Here is a 13,175-nt window from a genome sequence, read left to right as displayed (position 1 = left end):
TGCCGTGGGCGCGTAATGGGCGGTCCCGGCCGAGGATGACCGGACACCGTTGCCCCGCGCGGTGCGGCACGGTTGCCGGACGGTTGCCGTCCGGGCCGCGTGCGCGGTTCGGGACGTTCGTCCCGGACGAGGTGCCGTGTGTCCTGGGTCACGGTCCGGGGCTTCGGTCCCGGACTTCGGTCCCAGACTTCCGGCCCGGACTTCCGGCCCGGACTTCCGGCCCGGACTTCGGTCCCGGACTTCCGGCCCCGGGCTCCCAGGGTCTCCGGAACCCGCCCGGTTCCACGGCCTTCCCGGGCCTACGGGTCTCCGTAGGATCCGGCGCTCACGGCCCCCCGGGCCCCTCCGCCGCGAAGCGGTACCCCACACCCCGCAGGACCTCCACCGGGTCGCCGGCCCCCGGACCGCCCGCCGCGCGCAGTTTGCGGCGCAGCCGGAGCACCCCGAACTTGACCCGGTCGCGGCCCACGGCCATCGGGTCGTCCCAGACCTGGTCCAGCAGTTGTTCGGTGGTGACCACGCGGCCCCGGTTGCGGACGAGCACCTGGAGCAGCCGGTACTCGATGGCGCTGAGCCGGGCCTCGCCGCCGTGCCAGAGGGCGGCCCGCCGTTCGGGCAGCAGCCGCAGTTCGTCCAGTGCCTCGTCGCCCGTCCACTCTCGGCGCCCGGCGCGGCGCAGCAGGGCCTCGATCCGGGCCAGCAGTTCCTCCGGTTCACAGGGCTTGACCAGGTAGTCGTCGGCGCCGGCGCGCAGGGCCCGGACCCGGTCGGCGACCGCGTCGAGGCCGGAGAGGACCAGGACCGGCAGATCGCTCATGTCGCGGGCGCGGGCCAGTACCTGCCAGCCGTCCAGCTCGGGCAGGCGCAGGTCCAGGACCATCAGGGCGGGGCGCTCGGCGAAGAGCAGCCGCAGCCCCTGCCGGCCGTCCGCCGCGCACAGCACGGCGTAGCCCCGGGCGGCGAGCAGTTCCCGCAGCGCCAGTGCCGTCGCGGCGTCGTCCTCCACGATGAGCAATCGGTCCATCACGACCTGCCGTACCCGGACGGTGACTCCACGCCGCCCCTGGGCGGGGCGACGGGCTCCTTCGAGTCAACCAGCCCGGCCGCCGGTCCGCAGCGGCTCAGTCCCCGAAGTCGATGAAGGAGGCGAACCGCACGTCGTACGGCGCGGCCGGGGCGTCCGGCTCCGCCGTCGCGGCGAGCAGGGCCTCGGCCTCCTCGGTGACCGCGTCGCGCTCGGCGGCGGTGAGCGCGCGCAGCGGCTGGACGGTGAGCGTCCCGGGCGCCGGTCCGGTCGCCGTGCCGTGCCGCCAGATCGCCGCGAGGGATCCGTCGGCCAGGACCGTTCCGTACGCCTGGTTGCCGACGCCGTTGCGCCCCTTGAGGTGGGGCGGGATGACACGGGTGCGGTCCGCGTGGCCGAGGAGGACGTTGTCGAATTCGGGCAGGAAGCGCGGCGGGGCGGGGGTGTCCTCGTCGGGGCGGGGGGCGTCGGGCAGGTCGAAGAGTTCGACGCCGTGCTCGTCACGGAAGGTGAGGAGGTCCGGGCGGAGGCGTTCGAAGGCCTCCCGGGTCCGGGTCAGTCCCGACCAGGACTGGAAGTCCTTGACGGAGGCGGGGCCGAACGCGCCGAGGTAGCGCAGCACGGTGGCGTCGAGTGGGGCGGCCGGGCGGGAGGGGCGGCTCAGCCAGTGCTCCACGGTGGTCAGGGCGACCTTGCCGCTCCTGCCCCACAGGCCGCGCGGTGTGACCTGGACCAGGGGCAGCAGACAGCGGGCCGCCGTGCTCAGCGACTGCGGGTCGGCGTCGGGCCACTCCAGGAGGAGGTGTTCGCGGATCTCCTTCGGGGTGCGGGGCTCCTCCTCGACGTACGCCCTGGCGAGCGCGCCGAGCCGGTCCAGGTCCACGCCGGTCAGCCCGGCTCGGAACATGCGCAGCTCCCGGTTGCGGGCCGGCTGGACCAGGGGGCGCAGGGTCAGGGCGTCGTCGGCGGTGTGGGTGTGGACGGTGGAGCGCAGGCTGACGATGCGGACGACCGCGCGGGACTCCATGAGCCCGGAGAGTTCGGCCGGGGCGAATCCCTCCAGCCGGGCGAGGAGCTGGTAGTACGGCGGCTTCGCGTTCTGCGCCTGAAGGCCGACGAGGTGGTGCACGGCGCGCTCGGCGCTCATCGCGGTGCGGCGGAGCAGGAGTTGACGCGCCAGGGTCGCGCGTCCCAGGGCCCGGGGGGTCAGTACGGGGACCGGGGCGGAGGTCTTCTTCTTCACGGCCATGGGCGGCACGCTACGCGGTCATCCGGTCGGATCCCGACCTGATGGGGGCCGGCCGCCGCGACCGGATCGGGGCGGGCGCGAGGCCGGTTCAGCGTCCGAGGTCGCCGGGGGCGCCGGGGTGGGCGGCGCGCCAGGCGGTCATCGAGCGGTCCCACTCGTCCCCGGACAGGGCGGTGAGGGAGGCCGGGAAGAGACCGTCCTCCTCCTTGGCGATGTGGTGGTGGAGTTCGTCGACGGACTCCCGCAGCCGGAGCACGTCCTGAGGGATCATCAGGTCCACCGTGTCCAGGAACGCTGCGAGTTGGCGGTGTTCCTGGACGAGTGCGTCGATGTAGCCGGCGTACTCCGGGTCGTCGCCCATGACCGTGAAGAGGCCGTCCTCCTCGCCCCGCCAGTGCGCGCGCAGTTCCCCGGCCATCCGGGCGATCAGGCCGGTGGCGAGGTCCGTGTCGCCCCGGTCCAGGGCACGCAGCGCTTCTCCGGCGGTGTCCGTGACGGTCTCGTGCTCGGCGATGAACTCCTTGATCAGGGGGATCTCGCGGCAGCCGCAGTAGTGGCACATGGGGTCACCGTAGTCGGAGATATCGGCGGAAAAGCTCCTTGCGCGGGCATTTCGCGGAGTGCTCGGCGAACGGCGCCGCCAGGGAGCGCGACGGCCCCGGTCCGTGGCCGCGGATCGCCTTCCCGCATGCCCGGACCGGGGCCGTACCCCGGACGCGTCGTCCGTTACTTGCTGACGGCGAAGCGCATCAGGGCCTGCTCGTCGCCCTGCTTGATCTTGCCGGTCTCGTTGATCACCTGGAGCTTCCAGCCACCGCCGACACGCATCGCCTTGGCCACGGCGCAGCCGTTGTCGTTGGTGAGCAGGCTCGGCCAGATGTCGGCGACCTGCTGCGAGCTGCCGCCCGTCGCGTCGTACACCTTGAAGCTGATGTTGCGGGCGTCCTGGAAGGAGCTGCGCTTCTTGTACGCGGCGGCGATGAAGACGATCGACGTGATGTTCTGCGGGATCCGCGCGAAGTCGACCGTCACGGTCTCGTCGTCACCGTCGCCGCGGCCCGTCTGGTTGTCGCCGCTGTGCTGGAGCGAGCCGTTGCCCAGCGGGTCCAGCGAGTCCAGTCCGGCCAGCCGCACGGGGTCCCCGTCCGCCATCGCGATCGCGATCAGGTCGAGGTCGGTGCCCTTCTTCTGGCGGATCTTCCCCATCAGCCCGCCACTGGAACCCGCCGTGGGATCCCAGGACACCCCGATGGACAGGTGGGTGACCCCGTCCAGATCCGCCGGGCCGTCTTCCTTCTTCAACGTGATCATGCGTGATCCTCTTCGTGGCGAGATTCCTACAGGTCGAGTGTGCCTGGTGTCTTCAGGGAGCAGCCCCCCGGGGGCAAAATTTCGACCAAGTGTTGGACGACTGACGCCGAATTGTCCTGCTCGGGCAGGATGGTGTCCGGCTCGGGCCCGTGATAAGAAGACGCCCCCGTGGCGGTGACCACGGGGGCGGTGGGGACGGGATGCGGTGCTACGGGGCGGGTTCCGGTACGACGAGGGGCGTCCCGAGGAGCTGGTGCCCGCCGCTGGCGAGCATCCGCACCTCCCCGAGGTCGCTGATCTCCGCGCGGACGATCCCGGTCTCGTCCTCGTACACCGGGTGCCCGCCCGCCCCGGACCGTTCGGTCCGGTGGACCACCACCGCGTCGTCCTCCACGGCGGACGACTGAAACACCAGCTGATAGCTCTCCGGGTACTCCATGACGGCCTTTCCACGACGGACTGCGGCCTTCCCCTCCATGGTCTCGCACCCCGGGCGGAGACGCCCCCGCACCGGGCGCACGCTGCGGGGCCCGGCCCCTGCCGCCTATCCTGAAGGGGCCGGTCACGGCGGACCGGGCCGGCGCGCAGGACCGGGATCCCCGACACCCGGAAGGAAAGCGTCATGGATGATGCCGACCGGGGCGACGACGTCTATCAGCCCCAGCAGCCGGAGGCCTCCGACCCCGTCGAGCAGCTCGAACCGGAGGACACCCTCGACAACCGGGACCTCACCGACGTCCTGGACGAGGGGTACTCCCCGCCCGAGCGGCCGTGGGCCGTGGAGGACCGCGGCACCACCGCCTCCGAACAGCACCGCGGCGAGACGCTGGAGGACCGGCTGGCCCGGGAGCTGCCCGAGGGCTCGGTCCCGGACGGCGACGGCGTGGGCGATGTGGCCGACGGCGACGGCGAGCCCTGGGACGCCGAGGTCGGTACCGTGCGCGCGGGCCGGCTCACCCGTGAACTCGACCGGAACGACCCGGACACCACGGCGGGCGAGGACGTCGGCATCGACGGGGCCGCGGCCTCCGCCGAGGAGGCCGCCGTGCACGTCATCCCCGACACCTCCGCCTGACCAAGGGCTGTCCCGTAGGGACCTTGACCTCGGAGGTAATCGACGCCCCACGGCCCGTCCGACATCGTGTTCCTCACGAGCACAGCGCTCCCGGCCACCGGCCGGAGCCGACGAGAGGACCGCACGATGACCGCCTACTACGACGCCGTCCAGCGCTACTTCGCCGCCTGGAACGCCGCCACCGCCGAGGAGTTGGAGAAGGCCGTCGCCGCGGCCTTCACCGAGGACGCCACGTACACCGATCCGTTCACCGACGTCCGGGGGCACGAGGCGCTGGCCGCCGCGATCAGCGGGACGCAGGAGCAGTTCCCCGGTTTCACGTTCCGGCTGCTGGGCGAGGTGGACGGACACCACGCCCTGGCCCGCTTCGGCTGGGAGCTGGTCTCGGGGGCCGACGGCTCGGCGCCCGTGGCCGGTTCGGACGTGATCGCCCTCGCCGAGGACGGGCGCATCGCCTCGGTCAGCGGCTTCCTGGACCGGCTGCCGTCCTGACGGACCGGCCCCGCCGCCGCGCCCGGTCCCGGTCATCGCGCGGCGTACACGGCGGCGAGCAGCAGCAGGTTGCAGACGCCCTGCGCCGCCGTGCAGGCGAGCACCGATCCGGTGACCGCCCGGCAGAGGCCAAGCGCGAGGCCCATCAGGAAGACGGACAGCACCGCGCCCGCCGCCACCTCGGCGTCGAACGGCTTCAGGCCGTAGTCGCCGAGGTGGACGAACGACCAGGCGGCCGCGGTGGTGACGACGGCGGCGGCCCCGCCCCGTTCCCGTTCGACCGCCTCGTACAGGACGCCCCGGTAGCAGACCTCTTCCACCAGCGGCACCAGGAGCCCGAGGCAGAGCAGCATGGCGGCGGTGTCCGCCCAGGGCGCACCGGGCACCATGCCCTGGAAGATCCGGGGCACCCAGACCGTCCAGTTGTCGTCGTCGGCCCCGAAGGCGCCGCGCGCGGCCAGAAAGGTCTGGGCGTAGACCAGGGCGACGAGCCCGGTCGTCAGGAGCGCCGCGCGCGGCGGGAATCCGCGCAGCCCGGTCCGGGGCCAGCCCCGGCGCTCCACCACCAGCAGGACGCAGGCGCTCAACGCGACGGACAGCACCATCAACGCGAAGTTGTACGCCCCCGCCAGCCGCACGGCGGCCAGCACGGCGAAGAGCGCCGCCGCCGACGCGAGCGGGGCCCGCTCGTGCCGGCGGCGCAGCCGTCCCAGGACGTCCGGCACGGGCCCGCTCATCCGCCGGCCGAGGGGGCGGCGGTGCGGCGGCGGCGGCCGGGCAGAGGCGGCAGCCACCAGTTGTACTTCCGCAGGAGCATCAGCGAGGCCGGGACGAAGAGCATCCGGATCACGGTGGCGTCCAGCAGGACGGCGAGGCCGAGTCCGGCCCCGTACTCCCTGAGCATCAGCGTGGACGACAGGGCCATGGTGCCCAGGCTCCCGGCCATCACCAGCCCGGCCGCGTTGATGACCCGGCCGGTGTCGACGACCGCCTCCATGGTCGCCTCGTCCTGGTCGAGACCGCTCCGGATCAGATCGCGGACCCGGGTAACCAGGAAGATCTCGTAGTCCATGCCCAGCCCCATCATCAGGACGGTGAGGAAGATCGGCAGGTCGTCGATGATCGCCTCGCCGCGCCAGCAGGCGAAGATCAGCACGGTCAGTCCGATCGCGAGGACGTTGCTGAGCATGATCGTGGCGATCAGCCGCACCGGCACGAGCAGCGAGCGCAGGGTGATCACCAGCATGACGAACACGCCGAGGCTCACCAGCAGCACCATCCGCCAGAAGCTGGAGCGCAGCGCGGCGCCGTACTGGAGGTCGACCTGGGTGGCGCCGCCGAGGTTCAGGGTGCCCACCGCCGCGCCGTCGCGGGCCAGGACGGTGTCCAGGCGCTGGACGGTGCGGGCCGCCGCCTCGGAGTACGGATCGTCCTTCAGGGCCACGACGAAGCGCAGCGCGCCGTCCGGCGAGGCGTAGTCCTCGGTGACGCCCGTGCCCGCCGCGGTCAGCCGGTCCGCGCTCCAGCGGCTGCCGAAGGGGTGGCTGAGGGAGTCGACCGAGGCGACGCCGTCGGTCGCCGCGAGTGTCTCGGTGAGGCGGGCGACCGCGGCCAGGCCCCCGGGCGTGGGCCGGCCGTCGTCGAGGACGCCGTCGGCGGCGCGCCCGGTGACGATCGTGGGCAGCACCGCCGCGTCGCCCCAGGTGTCGGCCACGGTCTCGTACCCGGCCCGGGAATCGGTCGCCGGGCTCAGCGCGACCGGGTCGGACGTGGAGCGGTTGCCGCTCACCAGCAGGGCGAAGGGCACGGTCGCGACGAGGAAGAGCACCACGATCGCCGCCCGGCGGCGGCGGGCGAACTCGGCGGTGCGGCGCAGATGCCGCGCCATCGCCCCGTGGCGTTCCAGATCGGCGAGGGGCGACCGGCCGAGGGCGAAGAACCGGTCCCCGAGCAGGGCCAGCAGGCACGGGGTGAGCGTGAGGGCGGCGGCGAGCACGATGGGGATGCCGAGGAGGCCGCCGTAGCCGAGCGGCGGGATCCAGTCCACCGGGGAGAGCAGCGTCGCCCCGAAGGCCAGGACGACGGCGACGGCCGCGAGGACCATGCTCTCGCCCGCGTGCACCGTGGCGTGCACGGCCGCCTCCTTCGGGCCGCGCCCGGCCAGGCGTTCCTGCCGGTAGCGCGAGGACAGCAGCATGCTGTAGTCGACACCCGCGCCGAGCATCACGAACTGCATGATGGTGACGGTGAACTGAGTGAGCGTCACCTCTCGGCCGAGCAGGTTGAGCGCGGCCTGGCTGACGTTCATCGACAGGCCCACGACCGCGAGCGTCAGGACGGCCGGGACGAGCGCGCGGAAGAAGAAGAGCAGGACGACGAAGATGATCACGTACGCGACCGACTCCATCAGCGCGTTGTCGGACTCGGCCTTCTCGTACGTGTCGTGGATCAGGGCGAGTTCGCCGGTGACGTGGACCTCGACACCGGCTCCGGCGCGTTCGGAGAGGGTACGGGCGGTGTCGCGCAGCCACTCCACGTCCGGGTCGCTGCCGGCCTTGTCCGTGTAGCTGACCGAGGCGAGGGCGGCCCTGCCGTCGGGGGCGACGAGCCGGTCGACGAGTTCCTTCGGTACGTCGAGGGGGAACGCGGACCAGTCCGTCTGCCGGGCGAACCGGGCGGCCACGGCGGTGACCGCCGCGTCGTCGTCGGCGGCGGCCGCCTCCTCGGCGGGTCCGGCGAGCGCGGTGGGGATCGCGCCCCGCCGGACCTCGGCGTCGACGGCCGCGCGCCGGGCCGCTTCGGTCGTCGCCCGCTCGCGGACGCGCTCTCGGACGCCGGTGAGAAACCCGGCGGTGGTGTCGCGGTAGACGGTGAAGGCGGAGGAGGAGCGCTCGACCTCGCCGTCGCGGCGCAGCCCGGCGATCCGGGTGTCGAGGTCGGCCAGCAGACCGCGGACCTGCGGGGTGCGCACGTCCGTGCCCTGGACCACGACGACGACCTCCCGCTCGGAGCGGTGCGGGAAGGACTCCTTGATCCGCGCGTCGGCACGGGCGCTGCTGGTGCCGGGGACGACCTTGGAGGCCCCCTGGTCGGTGAGGACGTCGGTGAGTCCGGTGGCCAGCGGGGTGCAGGCGGCGATGAGGACGGCCCAGGCCGCGACGACCAGCTTCGGGTGGCCGACCAGGGCGTGCGCGAAGCGGCGCAGGACCCGCTGGAGGCGGCCGTCGGGGGCGTCCGGGGGGCCGCCGGCCCGGGAGGCCGGTCCGGCGGTCGTGGTGGTGGCGTCGCTCACGCGGCACCCGCCGACTCGTTCGCCGGGGTGCGGCCGCCGCCCCGCCCGGCCGCGGGCCTGCCGCCGGCCACCACGACGAAGGTGTGCTCGATCTCCAGGGTGCCCTCGCGGGCCAGGAGTTCGGCCAGGGCCGCCTCGACGCGGTCCAGGACGAGCTGTTCGCGCGACTGGTCCACGGCGGTCTTGAAGCCGGCGGCCGCGCCCGAGCGCTGCACCCACTCCATGACGTCGGCCGGGGTGTGGGCGGGGATCGTCTGGGATCCCTCGCGCCGCACGTCCACGGTGAGGTCCGCCTTGGCGAACCAGCGTGCCACGGTGGCGGCGTCCTTGGGCAGCGACACCCGCACCATGCTGGTGAGCAGCGAGGGGTCGTCGGCGAAGACGCGTTCCAGGCCCTGGGTGAGGGCGTGGTGGGCGTCGGCACGCGTCTCGATGACCAGGACCCTGCCGCCGGGGCGCAACACCCTGCGGATCTCGGTGAGGAGCCGTACCGGCTTGGCGTAGCAGATGGCCCAGCCGACGACGACGAGGTCGGCGGAGCCGGCGGGCAGTCCCTGGACGAAGGTCTCCATGTCGCCCTCGCTCAGCTCCACCGTGAGTTCCGGAGTGCTGCGGACGAGGGGGTGCACCTTCTCCCGGGCCACGCCCAGCATGCCGGGCGATTTGTCGACGGCCCGCAGCGAGCCCCGGCCCCCGAGCCTGCGGACCAGTTCGGCCGTCAGATGGCCGGTGCCGCAGGCGAGTTCGACGACATCGCTGCCCGGCACCACGGTGACCTCGTCGAGGGCCGCCACGGAGTGGCCGCCCATGACCGGGCTGAAGAAGGTGTCGTAGTCCGAACTGGCCGCGTCGTAGTCCGCGGTGGGGTCGGCATGGGCCCCGCTGAGGGTCAGGCGCAGTGCGCGTGCGGCAAGACGCAGTCGGCTCATGGTCGGGCTCCTTGGTCGGTGGTTCGGTCGGGAGGGGTCGTGACGGTCGGGAGGACGAGGAGCAGCGCGACGGCGCAGAGGCAGGCGCCGGCCGCCGCGCGGGCCTGCGGCGGCCAGAGCGCGCCCAGCGCTCCCCCGGCGGCCAGCGCGGGCCCGGCCAGGACGCAGGCCCGCCGGGCGGACGGGGCGAGGACGCGCAGGAGGCAGCCGGTGGCGAAGACCGTCGCCGGGACCCCGGCGACCAGTACGGCCGCGGCGGTGCCGGCCGCCGCCGGGGGGCCCGGCACGGCCAGGGCCGTGCCGAGTCCGAGCAGCGCCGCGGCCAGGGCCCCGGTCAGCCGGGGAGCGGCGAGCCGCGCGGCGAACCGGCAGCCGAGCGCGCCCGCCACCGCGCAGACGAGCAGGGCGGCGAGGACGGCCCCGGTCCCGAAGCGGTGGGCGCAGGGGCGCAGGCAGGCGGCGGCGATCACCCCGGCCGCCGCTGCCACGGCCAGTGCCGCGGCAGTCAAGGTTTGCCCGGAAGGAGCGGCGTCAGGTGCGTGCTCTCGGCGTGCCGGCCGGAAGTCCTCGTACTGGGCGTACGTGGGCTTTCGGCCGGTGCGGCGAGAGTGCGTGCATGGCGTCGCGACGGGGCGAACCTTGGCTGATGCGGCACTAGGGAGGGCGCCGGTGGCGGGCCGCACCGGATCAGGCCGCGGTGGCCGCGGCACGGTGCCGTGGGCTGCCGGCCGGGACCTCGGCGGCGAGGGCCTCGACGACCCGGTCGAGTTGTTCGGGGGTGTGCGCCGCCGTGTAGCTGGTGCGCAGGCGGGGCGAGGCGGCGGGCGGGATGACCGGGTTGACGTACACGCCCCGTTCGACGAGGCGGTTCCAGGCGGTGAGGGTCTCCGTGGTCCCGGCCATCGGCACGGGGACGATCGGGGTGGGGCTGTCGCCGGTGGGGATGCCCGCGCCGGCCAGGCCCCGGCGCACCCGGGCCGCGTTGGCGAGGACCCGGTCCACCCGGTGGGGTTCGGCGCGCAGCACGCGCAGGGCGGTGAGGGCGGTGGCCGTGCTCGCCGGGGTGGGCGAGGCGCTGAACATCAGGCTGCGCGCGTGGTGCTTGAGGTAGTGGATGGCCTCCTCGCTGCCGAGCACGGCTCCGCCGATGGAGGCGAGGGACTTGCTGAAGGTGACGGTGATCAGGTCGACCCGGTCCGTCAGTCCGAAGTGGGCGGCGGTGCCCCGTCCCCGGGCGAGTACGCCGAGGCCGTGGGCGTCGTCCACGAGGAGCCGGGCGCCGTACTCGGCGCAGACCTCGACGACGGCGGGGAGGTCGCAGAGGTCGCCCTCCATGGAGTAGACGCCGTCCACGACGACGAGCCGGGCGGCGTCGTCGGGTATGCGCTCCAGGGCGGTGCGCAGTCCTTCGGCGTCGTTGTGGGGGAACCAGCGCATCCGGGCGCCGCTGAGCCGGCACCCGTCGATGAGCGAGGCGTGGGCCTCCCGGTCGGCAACGACGTAGTCCCGGGGCGACAGCAGTCCGGCGACAGCACCGAGGTTGGCCTGGTAACCGGTGGGCAGGACGAGCGCGGCGGGTTTGCCGAGGAAGGCGGCGAGTTCGGCCTCCAACTGCTCGTGGAGGTCCGTGTTGCCGTTCAGGAAGCGGGAGCCGGTGCAGGAGGTGCCGTACCGGCGCAGGGCGTCCTCGGCGGCACCGACGAGGCGGTCGTCGCCGGTCAGGCCCAGGTAGTTGTTGGAGCCGCACATGATGAGTTCGCGGCCGGCCCGCCGGACGACGGACGCCTCGTGCCCGTCGAGGGGGAGGAAGAAGGGATACATTCCCGCGCTCATCAGATCGGAGGCCGCGCGGTATTCGTCGAGCCGGTCGTAGACGTCGGGGAATTTTAATCGAGCGTTCACGAAACTCTCCCACCGGAATGCGGGCACGCCACAGGTGTCCGCCTCATTCGGATGTTCCAGAGAAAGGGGCGATCACGTCGGCGGCGTATGCCGAGGACGTATCGCAAGAACTCGAAAACGAGCCGTCACCTGGTCCGGTGCATCATTCCCGGACGAGCGAGCGGGGCGGATCGACGCTGATCCACCGGAATGCGCTCGCCATGGTCGCTCAACCGGGGCACGAAAGCACCCGGGAGTCGCCGTTACCTCTCGGACGAACCGTGAACCATTCAAATCCCCCCGATTGACAGATCACTTCAGCCGGTTCCCGAATCCGCGCCGGCCCCGCCGACACAGAACGTAGGCAAACCGCAGACGCCATGTCAACCCACATCCACAGCGCCCGGCCGTTGATATGGAATTAACGGTTCCGATGTATGGAGCCACTTTGCCCCACCCTCGGAACACTCCCTGAACCATCTCCGGGAATCGCCTCGGAGGCCATGCTAGCCTGCATTCGACCGTCCAGACGGTCGGACAATACCGGAAGTCGGAGAACGGGGCCGTCGATGCATGATCGAATCCTTGACGCAGTGGAGAGCGTGCTGCTGAAAAGGGGCATCGACGCGGTCCGGCTGGACGCCGTGGCGGCCGAGGCGGGGGTGAGCAAGGGCGGGCTGCTGCACCACTTCCCCAACCGCCAGGCCCTGGTCGAAGGGGTCGTGCGCCGGCTCGTCGGCCGCTTCGAGGCGGTCCTGCCCGGGGAGGACGCCCCGCCCGGGGCCTTCACCCTGGCCTGGCTCGACGCCTCCATCCCGCCGGAGTCCCCCGAGGACGACGACCCGGCACAGGGTTCGGTCCCGGTCGCCCTGTTCGCCGCCGCCAACGGTCCCGCCGTGCTCGACGTCCTCCAGGAGCGCTACCGCGCCTGGCAGGAGCGCCTGGACCGGGACGGACTGCCGCCCGGCGTCAGCACCCTGGTCCGGATGGCCGTGGACGGCTGGTGGACCGCCCGGCTCCTGGGCCTGGCCGACCCGCGGGGCGAGGACCACCGCCGGCTCCGCGCCCTGGTGCTCGGGCTGATCGAGGGAAGGGCGGCCGCCTGATGGGAATCGCCATGGTGGCCGGGGCCATCGTCTCCGAGGTGATCGCCACCCTCTCGCTGCGCGCCTCGCACGGACTGAGCCGGCCGTGGCCCACCCTGGTCGTCGTCATCGGCTACGCGGCGGCGTTCGTCCTGCTCGCCCAGGCCCTCAAGAGCCTGGACGTCGGCCCGGTCTACGCGGTCTGGTCCGGTCTCGGCACCGTGGGGGCGCTGGTCGGCGGGGTGCTCCTCTTCGGCGAACAGCTGCACACGGCGACGGTGGTGGGCGCGGGACTCATCGTGTTCGGGGTCGCGGTGATGTATCTGGGCGGAGGGCTCGCCCACTGATGGCGCGCCCGGCCGCCCTCGCCTCCTGCCCGCCCCGGCGGCCCTCCGCCCTCGGCGCGGTCAAGGCCACCATGCTCGTGACCGATCTGGGGTTCGTCCTCTACTGGGCGACGGCCCTGCTCGGCCTCATCCCCGCCGAGCTGGCCTACAAGGACTACACCGACCCCGTCATGACCGACTGGAACTACTCCTTCCTCCCGCTGGACGCCGCCGCGAGCGCGACGGGCCTGGCCGCCCTGGTCCTCGCCCGGCGCGGCCGGCCCGGATGGCGGACGCTCATGACCGTCTCGCTCACCCTGACGAGCACCGCCGGGCTCCAGGCCGTCGCCTTCTGGGCGCTGCGCGGCGACTGGTCGCCCACCTGGTGGATCCCCAACCTCTTCCTGCTGCTCTTCCCGGTCCCGGCGCTGTATCTGACCGCGCGCGCCCGGTCCCGACCGGATCGGACCGATTCCTGGAATTAACCTCTGATGCCTTGTCATCGGCTGTT

General features: G+C 73.0%; 15 protein-coding genes. 5 read left to right on the top strand and 10 right to left on the bottom strand.

The annotated features are described in order from the left end of the window. Positions 1-325: 325 nt before the first annotated feature. From ACFVDM_RS16560 to ACFVDM_RS16540, 5 genes are all read right to left on the bottom strand, one after another. Positions 326-1,024 (bottom strand): response regulator transcription factor, encoded by a 699-nt coding sequence (locus ACFVDM_RS16560; protein ID WP_383639412.1) that lies wholly within the window; start codon positions 1,022-1,024, stop codon positions 326-328. Positions 1,025-1,121: 97 nt separating this feature from the next. Further along, a complete protein-coding gene (locus ACFVDM_RS16555; protein ID WP_383639409.1) occupies positions 1,122-2,273 on the bottom strand; it encodes a winged helix DNA-binding domain-containing protein in 1,152 nt (383 codons plus the stop codon). A gap of 88 nt (positions 2,274-2,361) precedes the next feature. Next, entirely contained in the window at positions 2,362-2,835 is a 474-nt protein-coding gene (locus ACFVDM_RS16550; protein WP_383639406.1) for a hemerythrin domain-containing protein, read from the bottom strand. 164 nt (positions 2,836-2,999) lie between these two features. Further along, positions 3,000-3,584, bottom strand: a complete 585-nt coding sequence (locus ACFVDM_RS16545) for a TerD family protein (protein WP_383639403.1) — start codon at positions 3,582-3,584, stop codon at positions 3,000-3,002. 208 nt (positions 3,585-3,792) lie between these two features. After that, positions 3,793-4,023 carry a DUF6296 family protein gene (locus tag ACFVDM_RS16540; protein ID WP_383639400.1) on the bottom strand — a complete coding sequence of 77 codons (231 nt, stop codon included), beginning with the start codon at positions 4,021-4,023 and terminating at the stop codon, positions 3,793-3,795. Between the two features lie 183 nt (positions 4,024-4,206). On the opposite strand from ACFVDM_RS16540, the gene ACFVDM_RS16535 reads away from it, so the two are divergent. Then, a complete protein-coding gene (locus ACFVDM_RS16535) occupies positions 4,207-4,659 on the top strand; it encodes a DUF5709 domain-containing protein (protein WP_383639397.1) in 453 nt (150 codons plus the stop codon). A gap of 126 nt (positions 4,660-4,785) precedes the next feature. Then, on the top strand, positions 4,786-5,151 hold the full coding sequence (locus tag ACFVDM_RS16530; protein WP_383639394.1) for a nuclear transport factor 2 family protein: 366 nt from the start codon (positions 4,786-4,788) through the stop codon (positions 5,149-5,151). A 32-nt stretch (positions 5,152-5,183) separates the two neighbouring features. On the opposite strand, the gene ACFVDM_RS16525 is transcribed toward ACFVDM_RS16530, so the two are convergent. The 5 genes from ACFVDM_RS16525 to ACFVDM_RS16505 form a co-directional block, all read right to left on the bottom strand. Continuing rightward, on the bottom strand, positions 5,184-5,876 hold the full coding sequence (locus tag ACFVDM_RS16525) for a CPBP family intramembrane glutamic endopeptidase (RefSeq protein ID WP_383639391.1): 693 nt from the start codon (positions 5,874-5,876) through the stop codon (positions 5,184-5,186). A gap of 8 nt (positions 5,877-5,884) precedes the next feature. After that, complete coding sequence (locus tag ACFVDM_RS16520) at positions 5,885-8,443, bottom strand: MMPL family transporter (RefSeq protein WP_383639388.1); 2,559 nt, start codon at positions 8,441-8,443, stop codon at positions 5,885-5,887. Continuing rightward, the gene (locus tag ACFVDM_RS16515) at positions 8,440-9,372 is read right to left on the bottom strand and encodes a class I SAM-dependent methyltransferase (RefSeq protein ID WP_383639385.1); all 933 of its coding nucleotides are present in this window, start codon (positions 9,370-9,372) and stop codon (positions 8,440-8,442) included. The genes ACFVDM_RS16520 and ACFVDM_RS16515 overlap by 4 nt, the downstream gene beginning before the upstream one ends. Further along, the gene (locus tag ACFVDM_RS16510) at positions 9,369-9,881 is read right to left on the bottom strand and encodes a hypothetical protein (protein WP_383639382.1); all 513 of its coding nucleotides are present in this window, start codon (positions 9,879-9,881) and stop codon (positions 9,369-9,371) included. Before ACFVDM_RS16510 ends, ACFVDM_RS16515 begins: the two co-directional genes overlap by 4 nt. Before the next feature lie 178 nt (positions 9,882-10,059). Beyond that, on the bottom strand, positions 10,060-11,301 hold the full coding sequence (locus ACFVDM_RS16505) for an aminotransferase class I/II-fold pyridoxal phosphate-dependent enzyme (RefSeq protein ID WP_383639379.1): 1,242 nt from the start codon (positions 11,299-11,301) through the stop codon (positions 10,060-10,062). Between the two features lie 545 nt (positions 11,302-11,846). Between ACFVDM_RS16505 and ACFVDM_RS16500 the strand changes: the two genes are divergently transcribed. The 3 genes from ACFVDM_RS16500 to ACFVDM_RS16490 are packed head-to-tail and all read left to right on the top strand — an operon-like array spanning position 11,847 to position 13,149. After that, positions 11,847-12,359: a TetR/AcrR family transcriptional regulator gene (locus tag ACFVDM_RS16500; RefSeq protein WP_383639376.1), complete on the top strand. Its 513-nt coding sequence runs from the start codon at positions 11,847-11,849 to the stop codon at positions 12,357-12,359. Further along, positions 12,359-12,685: a DMT family transporter gene (locus ACFVDM_RS16495; protein ID WP_383639373.1), complete on the top strand. Its 327-nt coding sequence runs from the start codon at positions 12,359-12,361 to the stop codon at positions 12,683-12,685. The genes ACFVDM_RS16500 and ACFVDM_RS16495 overlap by 1 nt, the downstream gene beginning before the upstream one ends. Beyond that, positions 12,685-13,149 carry a DUF5360 family protein gene (locus ACFVDM_RS16490; RefSeq protein ID WP_383639370.1) on the top strand — a complete coding sequence of 155 codons (465 nt, stop codon included), beginning with the start codon at positions 12,685-12,687 and terminating at the stop codon, positions 13,147-13,149. The genes ACFVDM_RS16495 and ACFVDM_RS16490 overlap by 1 nt, the downstream gene beginning before the upstream one ends. The last annotated feature ends 26 nt before the right edge of the window (positions 13,150-13,175 follow it).

Source organism: Streptomyces sp. NPDC057682 (genome assembly GCF_042799575.1).
GTDB lineage: Bacteria > Actinomycetota > Actinomycetes > Streptomycetales > Streptomycetaceae > Streptomyces.
Note: the sequence above shows the minus strand (reverse complement) of the source record. Positions and strands in the feature narration are given on the sequence as shown.